This is a genomic window from Flexivirga aerilata (assembly GCF_013002715.1).
Lineage (GTDB): Bacteria > Actinomycetota > Actinomycetes > Actinomycetales > Dermatophilaceae > Flexivirga > Flexivirga aerilata.
Genome location: NZ_JABENB010000001.1, coordinates 900,913 through 922,532 on the forward strand (window position 1 = coordinate 900,913; position 21,620 = coordinate 922,532).

Below are 21,620 nucleotides of genomic sequence, written 5' to 3' on the forward strand. Positions count from 1 at the left end.
GTTGATGGGGTACTTGTCACGTCATCGCGCACTTGTCACGTAAAGGGGTGACTTGTCACGTGCTAGAGCATGTGACAAGTCCACCGACAGCGGACAAGTCGGGTATGACGTGACAAGTCCGCCAAGCACGTGACAAGTCCACCAAGAGCGGACAAGTCGCCCGTCAGCGGACGAGTGCGACTCGAGCAGGGTGCTCAGGCGCCGGTGACCAGCCAGCGGTCGCTGCGGGCGCGCAGGCCGAGCGCGACCAGCCGCAGCGCCATGAAGCCGGTGAACGTCCACCAGAGCAGCACCAGCGCGTGCGTGGCGCCGTCGGCGCGCAGCGAGGCCGCGTTGGCGTGCACCAGCCAGAGCAGCGGCAGGTAGGCGAGCAGCACCAGCACCTGCAGCAGCGCCAGCGCCCGCCCGTCGCCGGCCCCGATCAGCACGCCGTCGAGCACGAAGACCAGCCCCGCGATCGGCTGGCCGACCGCGAGCACTAGCAGTGCGGCCGCGAGCGCGTCGCGGACCCGCGGATCGCCGGTGAACAGCACCGGCAGCACCGTGTGGAGCGCGGCGACGCCGGCGCCCAGCACGACGCCCATCCACCAGCCCCACCACAGCATCAGCCGGGTCATCGCCCGGGTGCCCGCGACGTCGTGCGCCCCGAGCGCCTTGCCGGTGAGCGCCTGCGCGGCGATCGCCAGCGCGTCCAGCGCGAACGCCAGGAAGCCGAAGATCGTCATCGCTACCTGGTGCGCGGCGAGTGGCACGTCGCCGAGTTCGGCGGCGACCCAGGTGCTGGCGAGCACGGCGGCCCGCAGCGCGAGGGTGCGCACCAGCAGGGGTATGCCGAACAGCGCCGCCGCCAGCACCCGCCCCGGGTGTGGCCGAAGCGGCGTGCCGAGGCGATGCGCGCGTCGAAGGACGACGACGAGCAGCCCGGCGGCCATGCCGGTCTGGGCGAGGACCGTGCCGAGGGCGGAGCCGGCGATGCCGAGGCCCACGCCATACACGAGGACGACGTTGAGCAGCAGGTTGCACGTGAAACCCAGGGTCGCGGTGACGAGCGGGGTGCGGGTGTCCTGGAAGCCGCGCAGCACGCCGGTCGCGGCCAGCACCGCGAGCATGCCGGGTATGCCGAAGGCGCTGATCCGCAGGTAGATCGTCGCCTCGTCGGCGGCTGCGGCCGACGCGCCGAAGAGGTCGCAGATGGGCCCGGCGAAGACCGCGACGACCACGGCAGTCACCGCGCCCAGGCCGAGCGACAGCCAGACGCCGTCGATGCCGGCGCCGACCGCCTGCGCCTCCCGGCCCGCCCCGAGTTGTCGGGCGACGAGTGCGGTGGTGCCGTAGGCGAGGAAGACGTAGATGTTCGCGGCGGTCAGCAGCGCGGCGCTCGCGACGCCCAGCCCGGCGAGTTCGTCGGTGCCGAGGTGGCCCACGATCGCCGAGTCGGCGAGCAGGAAGAGCGGCTCGGCGACGAGGGCGAGAAAGGCCGGCACCGCGAGCCGCAGGATCTGCCGGTGCACCGAGTGGCCGGCGCCTGCGTCGGGCGTTGCGTCGTCGGGCACCGGGTCAGCCTATGAGGTGGGCCGTATGCCGGCAGACCCGCGCCCGTCGGTTACCGACCGGTTCGCTGGTCTCACCATCCGGACCAAGTCGGTCTCGGCATGCGAGCGGCGTCGGAACAATGTGGTCAGCCGTCATGTATCGCCGCCGATGCGGCCGAGAACCGCGGAAACGCGCGGAATATCACGGAATGGTCACGGACCGTAACTGGTCAGCTGTGTGACAGATGTGACGTTCGGGGCGTGTGCTGTGCGGTTGGAATGCGCGGAAGGACTTTGGTAACTCGCGCGCGTACGCCATAGTCGATGCCCGTGCGCCGGATCGGGGAGCCGGTTGCGCGAACAGGCACCATCGCCACGCGGTGGGGGCAACGTGGCCCGGCCTGAAGTCAGTAACTACACCGAGGCTACGAAGGGTCCCTTATTTCCATGGGTTCTTACTCTCCGCGTCACCTGAAGCAGCAGCCGAACGCCCTCAACAAGATGGGCCGCCGCGGCATCGCCTTCGCCGCCGCAGGCGCCGTCGTCGTGCCGGTCGTCGGCATGGAAAGCGCATCGGCCGCTCCGGGTGGCGGATTCGTGCAGGCCGGTGCCGTGAAGCAGGCCGGCGCCGTCAAGGCAGTCAAGGCGTCCCCGGCCCGCCCCGCCGGCCCGACCGTCTACTGGGGCTCCCGCGGCTCCGCGGTGAAGGTCGTCCAGCAGCGCGTCGGTGGCCTCGTGGTCGACGGCATCTTCGGCCCGCGCACCGACGCTCGGGTGCGTGGCTACCAGAGTTCGCACGGCCTGGTCGTCGACGGCATCGTCGGCCCGCGCACCTGGGCCTCGCTCGGTGGGTATGGCGGCACCGTCTCCCGCGACACCACGCGGTCGACTTACGTCTCCAACACCAGCGTCACCAGCATCGCGCGCAGCATGCAGGGCGTGCCCTACCGCTGGGGCGGCACCACGCCGGCCGGTTTCGACTGCTCGGGCTTCACCTCCTACGTCTTCGCGCGGGCCGGCAAGAGCATTCCGCGCACCGCCTCGCAGCAGGCCTACGCCAGCCGCCGGGTCTCCAGCCCGCAGCCGGGCGACCTGGTCTTCTGGGGCTACCCGGCCTACCACGTGGCCATCTACCTCGGGAACGGCCAGATCATCGCCGCCCGTCGCCCGGGCACCGTGGTGAGCGTGCAGAACCTCTGGGGCAGCTACTACTTCGGTCGCCTCTGATCGAGGCGGTCGCCCCGCCATACGCGTTGGGGCCTCGACGGCGTTGCCGTCGGGGCCCCTTTCGTGTTGCTGGCGGACTGCTGCCCGCTTCTTCCCGTCTGTCTCGAATGGCGAGACAAACGCTGTCAGCAATTTCGTTCGGCGTGTCGTTCGAACCCGTATCCAGGAACCGGTGTTATAAGGGCCCCCGCGTGCGCGAGGGGCCCCGGGATTGCAACCAATCCGATGTTTCCGGGCCGAAAAGCCGCCAAGTCACACGAGTCACACCAGTAACACGGTGCTCATGGGCCCATTGACGATCAACTTTCGCGCCTTTCACAGTGCCCTCATTTCCCGGCATAGTGCGTGATCGTGCAAACCGCCTTCTTCGGGGAAGGAGTGGGCGACTCCGGGGGATGCCTGCGCCACGCGGGTGTCCCCCTTTGCGCGCGTATCTGACAGCACGAGGACCGAGAGGGTCAGATGACCACGATTACTACTCCGCGCCACCGCAGACCGAGGCCGAGCCTGACGGCCAAGGTCAGCCCAGTGGTGACATCGCGCAAGGGCCTGGTGCTCACCGGGTCGTTGCTCAGCATTCCTGCGACGGCGGCGAGCCTGGTGCACGCCGCGCCGGCGCAGGCCGATCCGGGCACCGGTGGCGCGCGTGCGACCACGGGTAACGCGGGCGTGCGGGCCGCGACCCCGACGCAGGTGGTCTACCTGCAGTCGGGATCGACCGGCAGCTACGTGCGCGTCGTGCAGCAGCGGCTGGGTGGGCTGGCGGTGGACGGCATCTTCGGGTGGCGCACCGACGCCAAGGTGAAGGCCTTCCAGTCGAGCAAGGGTCTGGTGGCCGACGGCATCGTCGGACCGCTGACCTGGACCGCGCTGGGCGGCTTCCCGGGCTCGACGACCCCGGCGCCGCCCACTACGACGCCGACCCCGCCCACCCAGAACCCGCCGACCTGCTCGGTGAGCCAGATCCGCTACGGATCGACCGGTTCGCTGGTGTCGGTCGCGCAGCAGCGGCTCGGCGGGCTCAACGTCGACGGCGTCTTCGGCGTCGACACGCTGTCGAAGGTGAAGGCGTTCCAGTCGAGCAAGGGCCTGGTGGCCGACGGCATCGTCGGCACCGCGACCTGGTCGGCGCTCGGCGGCTACCCGTGCGGGACGAACACCCCGACGCCGCCGACGACCCCTGCACCGCCCACGACGACCCCGCCGGCCGACGCGGGCCTCAGCGCTGTGGTGTCGATCGCGCGCAAGTATCTCGGCGTGCCGTATGTGTGGGGCGGGTCCTCCCCGTCGCAGGGCTTCGACTGCTCGGGGCTCACGTCATACGTCTATAAGCAGGCGGGGCTGTCGATTCCGCGTACGGCGAGTCAGCAGCAGCGCTACATGAAGGCGACCACCAACCCGCAGCCGGGCGACCTGGTCTTCTTCGGTTACCCGGCCTACCACGTGGGCATCTACATCGGGAACAACCAGATGATCGCCGCCCCGAAGCCGGGCGACGTCGTCAAGCAGCAGCAGATCTGGACCACCCCTGCGGGGTACGGCACGCTGCGCTGACGCGCGGCGTTCACAGGTCCACGGCCCCGGTCACCCGTCACGGGTGGCCGGGGCCGTTTGCAATGCCTGTGGACAACTTCTGCGGGAATGGTGCGTTCGTTGGCAGTCTGTGGGGTGGCCCGAGCACGCATAATCGCCGCACCCGGGTCATTGGAGGAAGGCATGTCGATGGACAACGCACGAGTCACCACCCGCAGCGGGGCCGCTGTGCTGCTGTTGGGCGGCCTGCTGGCCGTCTCCGGCTGCAGTGGGAGTTCGGGTGGGTCGGAGGGGGCGGGCAGTTCCGGCGGCTCGCCGACGAGCTATTCGGTGCCGCCGCCGAGCAGCACGGCACCGAGCGCTACGGCGACGGGCACGAGCGCGTCGGCGCCGGCTGGGTCCGCGTCCGGGACGGCCGCCGGGGCGCCCGGGGTTCCCGAGCCCGCCCGCCAGCACACCGAGGCGGGGGCGCGGGCGTTTGTGGAGTACTACGTTGCCAGGCTCAATGCGGCTGCGTTGAAACCAGTGCTCGACCCGGTCAAGGAAATCTCGACGCCGAGCTGCAAAACCTGTGGTCAGTGGACGGAGGCATTGAACCGCTTAGTGACTAACAATGAGCATTACGGCCGGGACGTATTCAAGCGACCTGGGGCGATCAAAGTCCTTAGCGTGGACAAGGTCGAAAAGCATCTATTCTTCGATCTAATCCAGACCGACTCTCCAATACTTTCCTCGTCTGGCGCGGTAGCGCGCGCGGGATCACCGTCGACTACGAAGATCGTATTTTTGATCGATTGGACGCCCGACGGTTGGCGAACTCGTGAGGTTCAAACTAATGAAGACTAGCTCGGTCCGTATTCTCTCGCTTTGTCTCGCTGGTTCGGTGGCTAGCGGCATAGGATTCATCTATCCGGTTTCCGCCCTGGCGTGTGGAGTCCTCGAGACTAAATGCGTCGATGATGGCGGCGCCAAGTACTCAGGATCCACAATGAAGCAGACGTCGGAACTTCCCACTTCCGGTAAAGAGCCGGTGACGGAAAACGGCAAGACAACGGTCAAGACAGTCCCGTACGAATACGACACGGCCATTGCCTGTCCGGGCAACAGCAGTCCCGGCGACGACGTCGGGTGTGCGCGAGCGATGACGATCTGTGTGGATGTGCCGGATGCGGTCGGTCCGCTGGTACGGATCTTCTTTCGGCCGATCCTCCCGGACGGCAAGCGCGGCCAATGGCGTGCGGGCGGTGAAACCTGTTGGCCCAATTTGGTGCCCGGCGGTGCGAGTCGGCCGCAGCTGACCGTGGCGATGATCCTGCAGGCGTTCACCCGGACGCCGTTCGCGAAGCCGCAGGTGGCGATGCAGCCGGTCGGCAACCGCACGCTGGTCAACCTGCCGACCTATTTCCGCACCGTTTTCCCAGGCGCCGGCTGGGCCCCGGACGAGGTGCGCACGGTGACCCTGCTCGGCCACCAGGTGCGGATCAAGCCGGTGCTGAAGTCCAACACCTACCTCTTCGGCGACGGCAGCAGCGCCGGCCCGACCACCTCGATGGGCGGCGTGTGGCCGACCGGCGACATCAAGCACACCTACACCAAGACGGGTTCCGTCACGACGCAGATCACCACGGTCTACGGCGGGCAGTTCTCGGTCGACGGCAGCGACTTCCAGGACCTGCCGGGCGCGGCGACGATCAGCGGACCGACCCAGGCGCTGACCGTCGTGGGCGCCAAGACGCGGCTGGTGCGTTGAACCGCCGGCGGCGTCATACGGCACGGTTTCCTACGCATGGGTAACAGGGGTCCCGCCCGTCCCGCAAGGGCCGCCCGTCCCGATGCCCCCTGTGGGTAAAGGCCAGGCAAAATCCACCGCGACTTTTTCTCGTCCACACCCGGTGGACCGCGTTTGCGCAGGTCAGCGGCCTGCTCGCGGCAGAGGCGTTTCGTCATCCACAGGTCTGTCCCCAGGGTGTGCACCGTCGTACCGGAGATATCCACACGTTGTCCGCAGGTAGTCCACAGGCCGCTTCCGCGGGGGTTTGGCGCGTCGCCGACCCGGGTCGTAGCGTGGCGTCTTCCGTGTCGATCACGGCCGTCACCGCCACCTGTCCGTGACTGTCAGTGGTTGCTGCTGCAATCGACACATGTTCGAAAACGGGTCCAAGGAGCACGTGCGTGGCGATTGCTGAGTTCCCCGGTGAATACCCCCCGGACTCGGGTGGCACCGGAGGTGGCTTGGTGCCGCCGCAGGACGTGCCGGCCGAGCAGTCGGTGCTCGGCAGCATGCTGCTGTCCAAGGACGCGATCGCCGACGCGGCCGAGGCCGTCGACGGGCGGGACTTCTACCGCCCGGCGCACGAGGCGATCTACGAGGCGATCATCGACCTCTACGGTCGCGGCGAGCCCGCCGACGCGATCACCGTCGCCGACGAGCTGACCAAACGCGGCGAACTGCAGCGCATCGGCGGCCAGGCCTACCTGCACGAGCTGATCCAGGGCGTGCCGACCGCCGCCAACGCCGGCTTCTACGCCGAGATCGTCGCCGAGCGGGCAGTGCTGCGCCGCCTCGTCGACGCCGGCACCCGCATCGTCCAGCTCGGCCACACCGAGGGCGGCGGCGACGTCGTCGACATCATCAACGCCGCCCAGGCCGAGGTCTTCGGCGTGACCGCCGGCAAGGAGTCCGAGGACTACGTCCGGCTTGGCGAGGTCATCTCCGAGACCGCCGACGAGATCGACGCCGCCAGCAGCAGCAACGGCGAAATGACCGGTGTGCCAACGGGATTCACCGACCTCGACACGCTCACCAACGGATTGCACCCCGGGCAGATGATCGTCGTTGCGGCGAGACCAGCTGTCGGCAAATCGACCCTGGGACTAGACATCGCGCGCGCGGCCTCCATCAAGGCCGGTATGGCGAGCGTCGTCTTCTCGCTCGAGATGAGCAAGACCGAGATCTCTATGCGGCTGCTGTCCGCCGAGGGAGGCATCCAGTTGCAGCACATGCGCAAGGGCACGATGCGCGACGAGGACTGGACGCGCCTCGCGACGACGATGGGCAAGGTCGCCGACGCCCCGCTCTTCATCGACGATTCGCCCAACATGTCGCTGATGGAGATCCGGTCCAAATGTCGCCGGCTGCGCGAGCGCAACAACCTCAAGCTCGTCATCATCGACTATCTGCAGCTGATGACTTCGGGTAAGCGCGTCGAATCCCGCCAGCAGGAGGTTTCGGAGTTTTCCCGTGCGCTCAAGCTGCTCGCGAAGGAATTGAACGTCCCGGTCATCGCGATCTCCCAGCTCAACCGTGGACCCGAGCAACGCACCGACAAGCGCCCGCAGATGTCGGACCTGCGTGAATCCGGCTCGATCGAGCAGGACGCCGACATGGTGATCCTGCTACACCGCGAGGATTCCTACGACAAGGAGTCCGAGCGTGCCGGCGAGGCCGACCTGATTGTCGCCAAGCACCGTAATGGTCCGACCGACACGATTACGGTTGCGTTTCAGGGGCACTATTCGCGATTTACGAATATGGCGCAGAATTTCTGACCGTGCGAGTCTGCTTCTGAAACTGGTGTGGCACTGGAGACCTCATTGAGGATTTGACCCATTCGCCGATGGTTGGACCGGTTCGGTTGCGTGAGAACTTCGAACGCGGATCAGTGATCGAGGGAACCTCGGTTGAAACGAGTCGGGCATGTGCAAGGGCCACTGCAGCGCCAGATGCCATCAGTGTCTCGAAGCAGTCCAACACGGCTGCGTATGCATCACATTGTCTATCTGGCGCCTGCCGCCTACTTGAAGCGCTGAACATGCCGGTGAGTGATCGTGTTCGGTGGTACTCCGTGCCGATCCTCAAACGGACAGCGGCGTCCCGCGCCAGCCGCTAGGTGCGCGAACTCGCGGGTGACAGGACCCGAGCGTTTACTGGGATCGGGACGTCGCTCGCCCGTACCGTCTGCGTGTGCGGACGCGCGACTGGGGGTCCCCGGACCGGACGGGACCGGGGACCATCGCGCGACCGCGCTCAACCCGCGAGCGGGAGGTCGTCATCCGGCTCGGGCAGCGTTCCTTCGAAGGTCGTCCCACCGGTAGTGGCACCGAGCGTTTCGAAGATGGAGCGCGCGCGCCGTTCGTATGGCTTCCAGGTCTCGGGCAGCGACGACAGCGGCTTGATTGCTCCGACCGGACACACCAGCGCGCAGTTGCCACATCCTATGCACTCGGCTGGGTTGATGAAGGCCTGCCGACGGCCCTGATAGATGGCGTCCGCCGGACACTCGTCCATGCAAGCGCGGTCCTTGACATCGATGCACGGACTTCCTACGACGTGAAGCATGACTCGATTCCTTCCTGTTGCTGTGCCTCACGCGGGATGAGCGGAGGCGTCTGGGGGAGGGCGCAGTGATGAGTGCCCTGGGTCGAGCATGAGGTCATGGCGGGCGATCACGGCGGCGTTGTTGACCGCGGTGGCTGCTTCACCGAAACCGCTCGTGATGAGCGGCACCTTGCCTGGGTAGGTGACGGCATCGCCCGCAGCGAAAATGCCGGTTTGCGACGTCTGCATCGAGCTATCGACGACGATTTTGCCCGCCTCGTTGGTGATACCCCACTCCGTAAATGGAGCCGGGCGCGTGATCAGGCCGAGCGCGATAGTCAGGTGTTGCGCGGGGAGTACGTCGTGCTGGCCCGTGCGGTCCAGACAGACCACGCTCTCAAGTCGGTCCCGGCCGTTGCAGCCGGTGATCTCGCTTCCCAGCCGAAGCTGCACGCTGGACCGTTCGAGCTGCGTAACGGTTGCCTCATGTGCGCGGAATCGGCTGCTGCGATGCACGAGAGTGACCGATGCCGCGACCTGTTCCAGAGCCAGGGCCGCATCGACCGCGCTGTCGCCGCCGCCGACCACGACACAGTGGCCGAGGTCCACCCCCGTGGGGCAGGCGTACCCAGCGCCCCGGCCCAGGAAGCTGTCGGCGCCTGGCAGGGTCCGCGGCCGGAACCGCCCCGCGCCGCCGCAGAGCACCACGGCTCGTGCCCGGAGGCTCTCGCCCTGGTCGGTACCGAGTATCCACGAAGGACCGTGCCGTCGTATGGAAACGAGTTCGTGGCCAAGAAGTGACGTGGTCGGCCACGAGCCAATCTGCTCTGTGAGCGCGCTGATGAGGTCACGTCCGCGGATTGCCGGGTGCCCAGCCACGTCGTAGATGTTCTTGTCGGGCAACAGCTCAGCGACCTGACCGCCCGGGCGATCGAGGACGTCGACCACACCTGTTCGCAGTCCGCGCAACTGGGCGTAGTACGTCGCGAACAAGCCGGCTGGCCCCAGACCGACGACCACGAGGTCTAGATCATCAGTGAACATGATCATCAGCTTACCTGACCATCATCAATTGCTCAAGTATCTTGACAGAGCACTGATCGTCCGATTCACTGATCATCATGTTCGAGAAGATAGATACGGCGACGGTCAAGAGAGGGACGATCATGGAGGTTGAGCACGACGTGCTGGTCATCGGGGGTGGTCCCGCCGGAGCGACCGCAGCCGCGCTGCTGGCCGAGCAGGGCCTGGACGTCATCGTCCTGGAGCGGGAGAAGTTCCCGCGATATCACGTGGGAGAGTCACTCGTTCCTGGTGTGATGTCGGTGCTGGAGCGGCTTGATCTCGTCGACCGGGTCGCCGCGGCGGGCTTCCAGCGCAAGAACGGCATCTCGTTGCTGTGGGGCGCTGAGCGCGAGACCTGGACGGTGTATTTCAACGAGGGCGAACCGAAGTACGGGTTCGCGTACGAAGTCAAGCGTGCGGACTTCGACCACCTGCTACTCAGCCGTGCACGTGAACTTGGAGCCCTCGTCGTGGAGGAAGCCGCGGTCTCCAACGTGCTGTTCGAGGACGGGCGCGCCGTAGGTGCCGAGTACCGAATGGGCGAGGGGCAGGAGACCCAATCGGTGCGTGCCCGTTACGTCGTGGACGCGAGTGGACAGGCCAAGCTGATGGCGCGCTCCCACGGTGATCTGGAATGGCACGACGACCTGAAGAACGTCGCCATCTGGACCTACTTCCAAGGAGGTACCCAGCTCCCGGGCGACGACCGCGGGAACATCTTCACCGAGTATCACCGGGACGGCTGGCTCTGGTGCATCCCGTTTAGCGACGGCTCCCGAAGCGTGGGCTTCGTCGGTCCGAACGCCAATTTCCTGGCCAGCGGCAAGTCAGCAGCCGAGTTCTTTGCAGAGAAGCTTGGCACCGCTCAGGAGATCCCGCGCCTACTGGAGGACGCCACTCGGGTCGCCGACTTCCGAGCTACCAAAGATTGGTCCTACCAGGCGACCAGCTTCCACGGCCCAGGTTACCTGCTGGCAGGCGACTCAGCGGCCTTCGTCGATCCGCTCTTCTCCACCGGCGTGATGCTCGCCATGCGCTCCGGCGCGGCCGCTGCTGACACCGTCGCCGCGATCCTCACGGACGACCCGGCCAAGGAGCAGGGGCACCAGCAGAACTACGAGGACACCTACCGCTCCTTCTTCGACACCGTCGTCTCTTTCGTCCGCTATTTCTACGACGCCCGGCGTAACCGGGAGGACTACTGGCGCCGCGCACAGCAGATGATCGATCCCGTCCGAGAACTCGCGCAGCGCGAAGACTTCGTCAAGCTCATCTCGGGTCTGGGCGGCGCCAGCCGAGTCATGGAACTCCCCGACGACGATGCCGACGTCGCCTGAGAGGCCACGCTCATGACGACAACCACAGGCGCAACCACCGCCCCGACTCTCCAACAGGCCGTCACTCCCGCGCGGATAATGGGAATCTCGTGGGGCATTGCCCATACGGGAACGCTAATTGCTGCGCTGGACCTCGGGATCTTCACGTGCATCGCCCAGGGCTATCGCCGAGCCAGGGAGATCGCCACCGAGACGGGATGCTCCGAGGAAGGTATCGCTCGCCTACTGGATGCGGTCGGCGCACTCGGCCTGGTAGAGCCGCAGGACGACGCGGGCGAGACGTCGTACGCCCTGGCTCCCGACGCCGCAGCGTTCCTGGTCGAGGGGCGAACGGGCTACATCGGCGACCTGCGGCACATGCACCACGAGCTGAACTTCACGGTATGGCCGACGCTGGCGGACACGGTCCGTGCCGGCTCACCGACCACGGACTATTTCGGGAGCGACGGTAGCAGCCTGTGGACTCAGGTCACGCCGTACCTCGACCAGCTCGCCGCGGCCGCCCAGCAGTGGCTGGCTCCGACCCTTGCACGTCGCCTTCCCCCCGACAGCAGCGTGCTAGACCTTGGATGCGGCTCGGGAGGCTACAGCCGGCTGATCGCGCAGAGCCGGACTGACGCGAGCGTCATCGGAGTCGATCGCTCGGAGGTCATCGACGCGTTCAGTCGCAAGGCCGCCGACGCCGGCTTGTCCGGTCAGGTCTGCGGCGTGGCGGGCGACCTGCGCGAGGTCATCCGGGCCGAGCCCGACGATAGCCACGACCTGGTAATGCTGTGCAACCTGCTCCACGGCTACGACCTGACCGAGTGCCAGGCGCTCATGCAGCAGGTCGCGCGCGTGCTCAAGCCGTCGGGTCGGGTCGCGATCTTCGAGATCGTCCCCGATCCGCTTGCGCCTATGAGCAATCCGGTGGCCACGTTCTTCGGTCTGCAGATGCTCATGACCAGCGGGGGGCACGCGTACGACGCCGCGACCTACCGCGCCCTCTGCGAGTCGGTCGGCCTTCGGTACTACGAGGAGGCTCGATGCCCGTCCGGGCCGCAGACCCTGATTACCGCTGCGACCAGTCCACTCTGACTCGACCTACGAACGGAGGATCACCATGACTGCCCTTGCCCCGCCCTCACGCCGTAACCCGAAATCGCACGGGTCATCGCTGGTACCGCAGCTGACTCGGCCCGCGTTGGTCGTACTGCTCTCCGCAGCCTTCATGCAATTGCTCGACTCGACCATCGTCAACGTCGCCGTGCCTGACATCCGTGCCGACCTGCACACCGGTTCATCGACGGTCGAGCTGATCATGGCCGGTTACCAGGCCGCGTTCGCGGCCGTACTGCTCGTCGGCGGCCGACTCGGTGACGTCCATGGTCGGCGCCGGCTATTTCTCCTCGGGATGGCCGGGTTCGTCTTGGCTTCGGTCGCCTGCGGACTGGCGGGCACCGGGAGCCAGCTGGTCGCCGCTCGCTTCGCGCAAGGTGCGTTCTCCGGGCTGATGTTTCCGCAGGTGCTGGCCATCCTCAAGGTCAGTACGCCGCCGGCTCAGCGACCCAAGGTGTTCGGCATCTACGGCGCGACCGTCGGATTGTCCACGGTGCTCGGACCGGTTCTGGGCGGCGTCCTCATTGACCCGCTCGACGCCGGCTGGCGTTCGGTGTTCTGGGTAAACGTGCCGATTGGACTAGCAGCGCTAGCCGCGGGCAGAGTCCTCCTCCCAAACACACCACCCCAGCGCGGCCGACCCGTGGACCTGTTCAGCGCGGCGCTGCTTGCGTCGGCGCTGCTCGCGGTACTGTTCCCGCTTACATTCGGACGCGAGAACGGTTGGCCGATAAGCGGATTCGTCGTGATGGCCGCCGCCCTGGTGCTGTTCGGCCTGTTCGTACGTCGTCAAGCACGGCTCGACTCGATCGCCAGGCACCAGCAGGCAAAGCCCGCACCGGTCGCGCCTCTTGCACTGTTCGCGGCACCCGGGTTCGCGGTGGGAGCTGCAGCCAACGTGGTGTTCTTCGCCGGCATCGGTCCGTTCTTCTTCATCTTCCTGCTCACCCTCCAGCTGGGCATGGGTGAGTCCGCACTGACAGCCGGGCTGGCCACGGTGCCGTTCGCCGCATTGGGAGCAGTCTCGTCCAAACGGTCCGCGCTCTTCGCCCGACGCCTCGGTAGCAGGGTGCTCGTCCTCGGCTGCGGACTACAGGTCGCTGGCCACCTCATGCTGATGGCGACCCTGCAGGTCGCAGACCAACCGACCCCCTGGGCGTTGGCACCCGCGTTGGCAGTGGCCGGGTTCGGGATGGGGCTCTTCGTGGCTCCTGTCACTGAGATCGTCCTGCGACACGTGCCACATGAGCTGGCCGGCGCCGCCTCCGGGCTGCTGGCCACGTGTCAGCAGGTCGGTGGCGCTGTCGGCCTCGCTCTGCTGGGGACGCTCTACTTCCACCTGTTGGGCGCGCGGCCGGGTCCGGCGGGTTTCCAGCACACCTTGACCGACGCGCTCTGGTGGGAGGTGGCGGTCTTCGTCCTCGCCGCAGCGATGTGCCTACGGCTGCCGTCCCCCCGTACCGCACCTGTCCAGCCGACCACCGTCTGAGGAGCCATCATGACGACCACCGCCGAGCCCGACACCACGGTCGAACCCGCCATCCGTCGGCTGTTCACCGACCCGTCGGTGGCGGCCAATCCGTACCCCACCTACCGGTTCCTGCGCGAGAACGCGCCCGTGCACCGCAGCGCATTCGGGCATTGGGTGCTCAGCCGGTACGAAGACGTCGAGGCGGTGCTGCGGTCACCTGCCGTCGGCAAGAACGTCGAGGCCTTCATCGCAGGACAAGGTGTGCGGGACTGGCGATCCCACGAGTCGTTCACCCGGATGCTTGACCACCTGATCTGGATGAATCCGCCTCGCCATACCCGACTCCGTCGCCTCCTGGCGTCCGGCTTCACCCCGCGCGCCATCCAGGCCTTCCAGCCACGCATCGAGGAGCGGGTCGGAGTATTGCTCGAGCCGCTTCGGGACCAACGCGAGATCGACCTGTTGGATGTCTTCGCGTTCCCGCTTCCAGTCGCAGTCATCGGCACACTGCTCGGTGTACCGCAACAGGACTGGCCCCAGTTCCGGCGACTCGTCCGCGACGTCACGCTGTGCGTCGAACCCTCCCCCTCGGCGGAACAGTTGGCCACCGCCGACGGCGCGGCCCACGAACTCAACGCCTACTTCGACGAGCTCATCGCCCGCCGCAGACGTCATCCGCAAGACGACCTGATTACGCACCTCGTCAACGTCGAGATCGACGGCGACCGGATCGCCGCCGGCGAGCTGACCAGTCTGATCCAGTTCCTATTCGGCGCCGGGTTTGAGACCACGACCAACCTCTTCGGCAACGGCATGCTGGCGCTGCTCCGACACCCCGGACAGCTGACCCTCCTGCGCAACCACCCCGACCTCATCCCCGGGGCCGTGGAAGAGCTGCTGCGCTATGACCCATCTGTTCAGCTCACCATGCGTACAGCGCTGGAAGACCTCCCGGTCGGCGATCACGCGATCCCGAGAGGCGACTCCATCGTCCTGCTGCTCGGCGCGGCCAACCACGACCCGGCACGGTACGACAACCCCGACCAACTCAACGTGACCCGCACCGAGATCCACCCGCTGTCGTTCGGCGGAGGCATCCACTTCTGCCTCGGAGCGGCCCTCGGTCGGCTCGAAGGCCAGTGCGGGTTCCGCGCTCTGCTGTCGGCATTCAGCGATATCGAGCTTGCCGGAGAACCGTCCTGGAAGAGCAACCTGACCTTGCACGGCTTGCTGAACCTCCCGCTGCGAGTCACCTCAGCCTGACTCGTTCACCCCCACGAAAGGAAGTATCACCATGACACGCACCACCGGACTCGACTTTGCCGCCCTCCAGGTCCGCGATGTCGACGCATCGGCCACGTTCTACAAGGACGTCCTCGGCCTTACGGAGGCGCCCGAAGGGCCGCCCCACGCCGTCGTCTTTGCCACTGAGCCCATTCCGTTCGCAGTGCGCGAACCCATGGTCGACCTCGACGCGGTCGACCGACTCGGCTGGGGCGTGGCCCTGTGGTTCAAGGCCGACGACGTCGATGGCGTACACGCCAGGGTCGTCGCCGCGGGTCGTCCGATCCTGACGGAACCGTTCGACGGGCCGTTCGGGCGCACCTTCGCGTTCGCCGACCCCGATGGTTACGCGATCACCGTGCACGCCTGACCGAGTAAAGACCCTCCCGACGAGGAGCACGTATGAGCTCATCCACCACCCTGGAAATCGAACCGCGCGGCCCCTTTGATCTGAGGGCATCCGCCGCGTTCCTGGCCGGCTTCACACCATTGCAGGACACGGCACAGCAGCCGGCCGCCCCCGAGGAGCTGGTGACCGCATTCACCGTCGACGGTGAATGGTCGCCGCAGGGCGTGCGGGTTCTCCAGGACCCCGACGGAACGGTCCGGTGCCAGTTCGCTTCCCCGGCGGGCAGTGCGGCGCGCGACCAGGTCCGCCGCATGCTCTGCCTCGACATTGACGGCAGCGCGCTGGACCAGGTCGCCGCGAGAGACCCGCACGTTGCTGACCTGATGCGGCGTGCCCCGGGCTTGCGGCCGGTCCTGTTCGCCAGCCCGTACGAAGCCGCGGCCTGGAGCGTGCTCAGTCAACGTGTCCGCATGACCCAGGCGGCGGCGGTACGGGCCCGATTGTGCGCCGAGCTCGGCGACGTGGTCGACATCGCCGGGGTGCGTCGTACGGTCTTCCCCCGCCCGGACACACTGCTGCGGTCGGCCGCCGACCTGAGCCTCCCCGACACCGCTCGAGACCGGCTGCAGGCTGTGGCCCGTGCCGCCCTCGACGGGCAGCTCGACGCGGCGATGCTGCGCTCGCTGGATCCGCAGGACGCTCTGCGGCGACTGCTCACGATCCACGGGATAGGCCCGTTCTCCGCGGAACTGACTCTCGTGCGCGGTGCCGGAAGCCCGGACATGTTTCCCGCGCAGGAGCGGCGGCTGCGGAAGGTGCTGTCGCGGGTCTACCACCATTCGGCCGACGACGACCAGTACTTCGCCGAAGTCTCCCGCGCGTGGTCGCCGCTGCGCAGCTGGGTCTGTTTCCTGTTCCGCACCACCGAGGCCATCCCACTGATGTTCAGCGCACGAAAGTTGACCCCACGAAAGGAATCACCGGTATGACCACCACCATCGAAGCCGCAACCATCGCGATTGACCAGTCCGAATGCTTCGAGTATTCGTGTCGGGAGGAAGCGGTCTTTCCCGTATCGCAGGAGCGTGCATACGAGGCGCTGTTCGATCTCACCCAGTGGCAGCGATTGCTGCCGCACATACTCCAGCTGGACGTGGCCTACGACGACGGCCGATATCAGGAGTTCTACATGACGGTGGCTTCGGAGGCCGAGGGTCAGCCGCCGTTGACGGTCCGCTCTGTGCGCAACTGCGGCCCGAACGTCATCGAGTTCTTTCAGCCTGTGCCGCCCAAGTTCTTGCGGCATCACGGCGGGATCTGGAGATTCTCACAGGTCGGTGAGAGCACGACCCACGTTGAGATCACCCATGTCTGGAACCTCGACGAGGACGTTGCCAACGAAGTGTTCCCCTCTGACGCGGACGGGACAACCCAGGAGAAGGTGCACGCCACCCTGGCCGGGCATTCACGGATCACTCTGCAGACGTGGCGCACGATTCTGGAGCGGGAGGCCAAAGGATGAACGTCGTCGACACGCTCACCATCGACGCACCACGGGACCGGATATTTGACACCTTCGCCGATCTCACCCAGTGGCCGCGAATCCTGCCCGACACGGTCGGAGTCGAAGTGCTCTATCACGATGGCTTCAATCAAGAGTTCACCATGACTGTGCTGCGGCCGGCAGGCGAGGAGACCGTCCACGGCTTCCGATACCTGCGTCGACCACACCAGCTCGAGCTGGTCCAGACCACGCCCCCACCGATCATGACCTACATGAACGGTGTGTGGGACTTCACCACCAACCAGGACGGCAGCACGGTCGTAACCGCCAGTCGGGTCTTCGAGCTGCGGTCTGTCGAGGACGGCGGCCCGGCGGGCGACGAGGCGCAGTTCGCTGAAAAGCTGCGCGGACTGCTGCATCACAACCTCACTCTGTTCAAGGAGGCTATTGAAAATGCCTAAAATCACCGGAGTCCGCGACACCGCCCGGGCCCAGCAGCTCGTCCAGTCCGATCGCAGAACAGTCTCCGACCTGTTCTGGGACGTCCGCGCCTGGCACGAAATCTGGTCCGGGATTGATTCCGTCGAGGTGCTGTACGACGACGGCGTCCACCAAGAGTTCACGATGACTGTCTACCGAGGGGGCGTCACTGAGACCGTCCGCACCATCCGGTACCGGCACCCCACGGGTGATATCGAGTTCTTCACGCCGGAATGTCCGCCGGGGATGGAGCAGCACAGCGGGTACTGGATGTTCCACGAGGTCCCCGGTCAGCCAGGCACGTGTGAGGTTCTAGCAGGCAGGCAGTACACCCTCACGCCGGACCAGCGCTCGTTCGAGCAGTACGAAAATGATCGGTGGTTCTACCAACTCTCTTTCACCGGTCGGCTGCACGCGATCCTGCTGTCGTTCGCTGAGCACTTCGCCCACGAGCCGGCGGCAACCAACGGTCACCGCTACCACCGGTGCGATGCGAGCATTGTCGCGCCGGTATCGGCCGCCGACGTTTCAGCTTTCCTGCAGGTCACCGAGAACCTCCCGCAGTGGGCAGCGTTCTTCAGCACGGTCGAAGACATGGTGGACGATCGGGTCCGTATGCGCACAGTGCTCGGTTCGACCGTATTGACGCGGGTCGAGCATCCCTACGAAGGGCTGTTCATCATCTCGTCAGTCACCGAGATCGGCGAGGAACGAGCGCTCGTCACAGTGCATCCGCTGGGAGACGAATCCATCCTGAGGTTCACTATGTGGATGACCGATGCACTGGTATCAGCACGATTCCGCTCACAAACCGACACCATCGACCAGCAGCGTGGCACATTGGTTGAGGAACTTAACCGTCTGGCTGACGCGGCAAAGCTGGTGGGGGAATCGCCAGATTCCGAACGTGCGGCTGCATAGATGCCGTCCGTGTCAGCGTGACCGAGGGGGAATCGTTGGCACCAATCACCGTGTCTCAGGTCGACACACACGAGCAGAAGCCCGTCCCACACAGGCAGTCGACCCACGCCAAGGGACGGGCTTCCGTTCGTGTGCTGCGCGCTCCAGGAGGAGTGTTCGTGGCGACTGTGCCGGGGGATCACCTGGTCGTCACAGGAGCCTTCGATCGCTCCAGTGCGCAACGACAGGCGAGTACCCGCGCTGCAGTGGCGGCCCGGGCGTTAGCTCAAGCCGCCTGGTGCGAGGACACGACGGGCAACACAACCATCGCTCCGGAGGACCTGGGGCTGCCGCCGGCCCTGCCACGGCAACCGGAGCTGTGGGCATCGTGCATCGGTCTGGTCACCGGTGACCCGTACACCGTTCCAGTCCGGGGCCTGATGCCCTCGAGCGACGGTGACCGGGTCCTCAACCTGATCGCGGGCGGGGCGAGTATGGCGGCCACGGTCGCAGTCGCAACCCAGCACGCTGTGCAGGAGACGGTCGCTCGAGACCTCGTCGCCAGGTGGTGGAGACGCGCCGCCGACCAGCGCCGCCCCTTACTTCCCGCGCATGACCTGCTGCTCGAGGCCATCTCACCGGCCCGAGCCGACGAGCTGGACCACGAGAACCTCAGCGTCTCGGGCTATCTGCTCCGGGTGGGTGCGGGGTCCACGCTGGCCGTCGTGACTCTGCGGTGCGTCACCACCGGTGCTCTCAGTATCGGAGATCACCTGGTCGGGCCATGGACTCCGCACGAGGCGTTGCGGGAAGCTTTCGTCGAAGCATCGGTGCGACGGGCCGTAGCCGTCGAGGCGATCGGCGAGGGCCCCGGTGCTCATCCAGACACTCAGTGCTTGGTCCGCCGCTGGCTGATGGGCCCACGAATCCACGAGCGGCTCAGCGCCAGCTGCGCACCGGTGCGGCCAAATAACCTGCCTGACTCGGCTGACTACACCGACGTGATCACCCATGCGATGGCGCGGTACGACCATGAGCCCGTCGCGATGATCGTCGCCGAGGAAGCCGGCTGTCTGGCAGCTGCCTGCTGCCCGGGCACGGTCGAGCCGCTTCGCTGGTGACCCACGCAGCGCCCCTTATCGACAAGCGGCTTGACCGCCTGCTCAGCGCGCGGCGTTGTCGGCGTTGTGAGCGACCAGTCGCCGGATCAGGTCTACCAAGGTGTCCCGCTCGGCCGCCGTCAGCGGTGCCAGGTACTGGTCGTGGGTCTCGGCGTCTACGACCGGAAGGGTCTTGTGGACCAGCTTCTCCGCAGCCGGCGACAAGGTCAGCGCATAACGGCGCCGGTCCTTGGCGTCACGGACTCGTTCGACCAGCCCGCTTTCCTCCAGGGAATCGACCAGGTTGACCATCGTTGTCCGGTCAATCCCGATCTGCGATCCGATCTGCTGCTGGGACTGCGGCCCGCGGCGCGCGATCGTGGTGAGGATCCCGTACTCACGGGGTGTGATGCCGTGTGGCCCCAGGGCAGTCGCGAACTGGGACTCGACCTGGTCGGCCGCCTTGCTCAATAAAAACCCGATCGAGCCCCACAACGGCTCCGCGAGGTTCTTCGGCACGACCTGCGCCTGCTCGCTTGTCATTTTGACCACCCGCGCTGCCGCGCGCCTTCCTTTGCCTGAGCTGATGGTGAACGCCTCCCACTGGCGAAGTCGAGGGCTAGTTATCGCGGAAACCGCGCGTCAATTCTCTTGATTGTCAGTTTATCTGATAGTTGAAAACTTGTCGCGTCGCCGCGCGCGGGGTGCCGCGCGGCGCTGACCGCAGCGATCGCGATGCCGCAGTCATGGGAGAACGCGGCCTCGACCGAGGGCCGGTCGGCCAGGCCGAGCGAACTCGGAGATGCCTCCCGAGGAGCGGTGAACCGCACCGGTCCCACGCCCAGCTCGTGCGCCGCGCGCCGCCCGGCCTGACGGGCGGCGCGGGAAGCCGCGCGGGCGCGTGCCTGACGCGGGTACGACTGATAGCAGACCGCCGCCAGGCGGGTGGCGGCGCAGTCGCCCGTGAGCGCAGTAGCGACGAGCGAAGGTCCGAGGCAGGTAACTGCGACGAGCGGGTGCACCAGCCTCTGATGACACAGCTCCTGGGCAGGCGGGCTCAGCCTGATGTGCAGCTGAGTCGTCTCGCAGCCGATCAACGCGACGCCCTTCCACCCGATGCCGTCGAAACCGCAACCCAGCAGCTTCAGCACAGACTCTTTCACCGTCCACGCCAAAGTCAGCCGGGCGGGCTCACCGCGAGCCCAGTTGATCTCCTCCGCCGTGAACGCCGTGCTGGTCAGCCGCTGGACACGCCGTAGTCGTCCGGACCAGCAGCTGACGCACCCCACGTCGATCGCGATGCTCATGGTGAGGGCAGGTGGGCGACGACACGTGTCCAACCGGCTCCCGCGCCCATGACCGGAATCGGGAAGCAGCTGACGACGAACCCAGTCGCGTCCGGGAGTTGGTCTAGATGGTTCAGCTTCTCCAGCTGGACGTACTCATGAGTGCGTCCAGCCATGTGGGCTGGCCAAAGGTACGCCTGATCGCCGGTGTTCTCGTAATCCTCGACCATGACGGCGGTCGGGCGGTCCATCCCCCAGGCGTCAATGCCGATGACGCGGACACCCTGTTCCACCAACCAGCGCGTCCCGGCGCCCGTCAGCCCTGGGAAATCTGTGCGGTACGCCTGCGTACCCCACAGCCGCGACGCTCCGGTCCACAGCAATACGATCTCGCCATCCTGCAGCACGTGATCGGCGCGCTGTAGCGCCCGCTCCAGGTGCGCCACCGTGATGCCCTTGCCGACCGGGACGTCGCGCACGTCCAGTCGGACGCCCGGAGCGTGACACCACTCCAACGGGATCTCGTCGATGCTGCGCGCAGGTCGGCCGAGGGTCTCCGGGCCGTAGTGCAGCGGAGCGTCCATGTGCGTGCCAGTGTGTGTGGTGAGCTGAACGGTCTCGTTCGAGATAGCCATCCCGCCGGGAAAGTCCGCTGCCGTGAGTCGGCCCTGGGTGAGAACGGCGGCACCTGCGGCGTGGTCGAGGACGTCGACGGAGACTGGAGTCGCTTCGCTCACGGAGGCCTGGATCGGCACGCTCAGATCGACAATCCGACCCAGGGTGTCGGCCGCCCGGTGCAGTTCGGGTGCCACTGTCGTTGTCATCATGCGCTTTCCTTGATCGGTTCGGACGGCTGGTCAGGCGCGCCGCCATCGAGGAACGTGACCAGCTCGGCCACGGTGCGGACGTGCTTGAGCGCCTTGCCGTCAGGAGCCTGCCCGGCGACGTCGGTCACCAGCTCCACGAGCTCAGCGGAATCCACGTCCAGGTCTTCCCGGAGGTGGGTGTCAGGGGTGATGTCGACGCCATCAATGCCCATGTCGCGCATGGCCTCGATGACCATTGCAAGCGTGTCCTGATCGGTGCGGGTGGTGGTCATGGGTTTGCTCTCCTTCGAGTGATTCGGATACTGGTTC

General features: G+C 66.5%; 22 protein-coding genes. 15 read left to right on the forward strand and 7 right to left on the reverse strand.

Annotated elements, in window-relative coordinates; genetic code table 11:
* Window positions 1–194 precede the first annotated feature (194 nt).
* Window positions 195–1,553: an MATE family efflux transporter gene (locus HJ588_RS04240; protein WP_343036589.1), complete on the reverse strand. Its 1,359-nt coding sequence runs from the start codon at window positions 1,551–1,553 to the stop codon at window positions 195–197.
* A 426-nt stretch (window positions 1,554–1,979) separates the two neighbouring features.
* Here HJ588_RS04240 and HJ588_RS04245 point away from each other — a divergent pair, with 426 nt between their 5' ends.
* The 5 genes from HJ588_RS04245 (at window position 1,980) to dnaB (ending at window position 7,841) form a co-directional block, all read left to right on the forward strand.
* On the forward strand, window positions 1,980–2,759 hold the full coding sequence (locus HJ588_RS04245; RefSeq protein ID WP_171152233.1) for a C40 family peptidase: 780 nt from the start codon (window positions 1,980–1,982) through the stop codon (window positions 2,757–2,759).
* A 528-nt stretch (window positions 2,760–3,287) separates the two neighbouring features.
* A complete protein-coding gene (locus HJ588_RS04250; RefSeq protein WP_171152235.1) occupies window positions 3,288–4,313 on the forward strand; it encodes an NlpC/P60 family protein in 1,026 nt (341 codons plus the stop codon).
* Between the two features lie 162 nt (window positions 4,314–4,475).
* Complete coding sequence (locus tag HJ588_RS04255; protein WP_171152237.1) at window positions 4,476–5,138, forward strand: DUF6318 family protein; 663 nt, start codon at window positions 4,476–4,478, stop codon at window positions 5,136–5,138.
* The gene (locus HJ588_RS04260; RefSeq protein WP_171152239.1) at window positions 5,128–6,042 is read left to right on the forward strand and encodes a hypothetical protein; all 915 of its coding nucleotides are present in this window, start codon (window positions 5,128–5,130) and stop codon (window positions 6,040–6,042) included. Before HJ588_RS04255 ends, HJ588_RS04260 begins: the two co-directional genes overlap by 11 nt.
* 428 nt (window positions 6,043–6,470) lie before the next feature.
* On the forward strand, window positions 6,471–7,841 hold the full coding sequence (dnaB, locus tag HJ588_RS04265) for a replicative DNA helicase (RefSeq protein ID WP_343036688.1): 1,371 nt from the start codon (window positions 6,471–6,473) through the stop codon (window positions 7,839–7,841).
* A gap of 478 nt (window positions 7,842–8,319) precedes the next feature.
* On the opposite strand, the gene HJ588_RS04270 is transcribed toward dnaB, so the two are convergent.
* Window positions 8,320–8,631, reverse strand: a complete 312-nt coding sequence (locus HJ588_RS04270) for a 4Fe-4S binding protein (RefSeq protein WP_171152244.1) — start codon at window positions 8,629–8,631, stop codon at window positions 8,320–8,322.
* A 27-nt stretch (window positions 8,632–8,658) separates the two neighbouring features.
* A complete protein-coding gene (locus HJ588_RS04275) occupies window positions 8,659–9,654 on the reverse strand; it encodes an NAD(P)/FAD-dependent oxidoreductase (RefSeq protein WP_171152246.1) in 996 nt (331 codons plus the stop codon).
* 122 nt (window positions 9,655–9,776) lie between these two features.
* Between HJ588_RS04275 and HJ588_RS04280 the strand changes: the two genes are divergently transcribed.
* The 10 genes from HJ588_RS04280 to HJ588_RS04325 all read left to right on the forward strand — a co-directional run bounded on the left by HJ588_RS04280 (window position 9,777) and on the right by HJ588_RS04325 (window position 19,219).
* Window positions 9,777–11,012: an NAD(P)/FAD-dependent oxidoreductase gene (locus HJ588_RS04280; RefSeq protein ID WP_171155356.1), complete on the forward strand. Its 1,236-nt coding sequence runs from the start codon at window positions 9,777–9,779 to the stop codon at window positions 11,010–11,012.
* Window positions 11,013–11,024: 12 nt separating this feature from the next.
* Window positions 11,025–12,089: a class I SAM-dependent methyltransferase gene (locus tag HJ588_RS04285; RefSeq protein ID WP_171152248.1), complete on the forward strand. Its 1,065-nt coding sequence runs from the start codon at window positions 11,025–11,027 to the stop codon at window positions 12,087–12,089.
* Window positions 12,090–12,114: 25 nt separating this feature from the next.
* Window positions 12,115–13,599, forward strand: coding sequence for an MFS transporter (locus tag HJ588_RS04290; protein ID WP_281358805.1), 1,485 nt, complete (start codon window positions 12,115–12,117; stop codon window positions 13,597–13,599).
* Between the two features lie 9 nt (window positions 13,600–13,608).
* Window positions 13,609–14,844: a cytochrome P450 gene (locus HJ588_RS04295; protein WP_171152296.1), complete on the forward strand. Its 1,236-nt coding sequence runs from the start codon at window positions 13,609–13,611 to the stop codon at window positions 14,842–14,844.
* Between the two features lie 31 nt (window positions 14,845–14,875).
* Window positions 14,876–15,235, forward strand: a complete 360-nt coding sequence (locus HJ588_RS04300; RefSeq protein ID WP_171152302.1) for a VOC family protein — start codon at window positions 14,876–14,878, stop codon at window positions 15,233–15,235.
* Window positions 15,236–15,267: 32 nt separating this feature from the next.
* Window positions 15,268–16,203 (forward strand): DNA-3-methyladenine glycosylase family protein, encoded by a 936-nt coding sequence (locus tag HJ588_RS04305; protein WP_171152309.1) that lies wholly within the window; start codon window positions 15,268–15,270, stop codon window positions 16,201–16,203.
* Window positions 16,200–16,736 (forward strand): SRPBCC family protein, encoded by a 537-nt coding sequence (locus tag HJ588_RS04310; protein WP_171152313.1) that lies wholly within the window; start codon window positions 16,200–16,202, stop codon window positions 16,734–16,736. Before HJ588_RS04305 ends, HJ588_RS04310 begins: the two co-directional genes overlap by 4 nt.
* The gene (locus tag HJ588_RS04315; protein WP_171152317.1) at window positions 16,733–17,179 is read left to right on the forward strand and encodes an SRPBCC family protein; all 447 of its coding nucleotides are present in this window, start codon (window positions 16,733–16,735) and stop codon (window positions 17,177–17,179) included. Before HJ588_RS04310 ends, HJ588_RS04315 begins: the two co-directional genes overlap by 4 nt.
* Window positions 17,172–18,119, forward strand: a complete 948-nt coding sequence (locus HJ588_RS04320) for an SRPBCC family protein (RefSeq protein ID WP_171152321.1) — start codon at window positions 17,172–17,174, stop codon at window positions 18,117–18,119. Before HJ588_RS04315 ends, HJ588_RS04320 begins: the two co-directional genes overlap by 8 nt.
* A gap of 167 nt (window positions 18,120–18,286) precedes the next feature.
* Window positions 18,287–19,219, forward strand: coding sequence for a YcaO-like family protein (locus tag HJ588_RS04325; protein WP_425483543.1), 933 nt, complete (start codon window positions 18,287–18,289; stop codon window positions 19,217–19,219).
* Window positions 19,220–19,261: 42 nt separating this feature from the next.
* On the opposite strand, the gene HJ588_RS04330 is transcribed toward HJ588_RS04325, so the two are convergent.
* The 4 genes from HJ588_RS04330 to HJ588_RS04345 form a co-directional block, all read right to left on the reverse strand.
* Entirely contained in the window at window positions 19,262–19,741 is a 480-nt protein-coding gene (locus tag HJ588_RS04330; protein ID WP_171152331.1) for a MarR family winged helix-turn-helix transcriptional regulator, read from the reverse strand.
* Window positions 19,742–19,821: 80 nt separating this feature from the next.
* A complete protein-coding gene (locus HJ588_RS04335; protein WP_171152337.1) occupies window positions 19,822–20,505 on the reverse strand; it encodes a 4'-phosphopantetheinyl transferase family protein in 684 nt (227 codons plus the stop codon).
* Window positions 20,502–21,311, reverse strand: a complete 810-nt coding sequence (locus HJ588_RS04340; RefSeq protein WP_212755278.1) for a cyclase family protein — start codon at window positions 21,309–21,311, stop codon at window positions 20,502–20,504. The genes HJ588_RS04335 and HJ588_RS04340 overlap by 4 nt, the downstream gene beginning before the upstream one ends.
* Window positions 21,308–21,583, reverse strand: a complete 276-nt coding sequence (locus HJ588_RS04345; protein WP_171152340.1) for a phosphopantetheine-binding protein — start codon at window positions 21,581–21,583, stop codon at window positions 21,308–21,310. Before HJ588_RS04345 ends, HJ588_RS04340 begins: the two co-directional genes overlap by 4 nt.
* Between the last annotated feature and the right edge of the window lie 37 nt (window positions 21,584–21,620).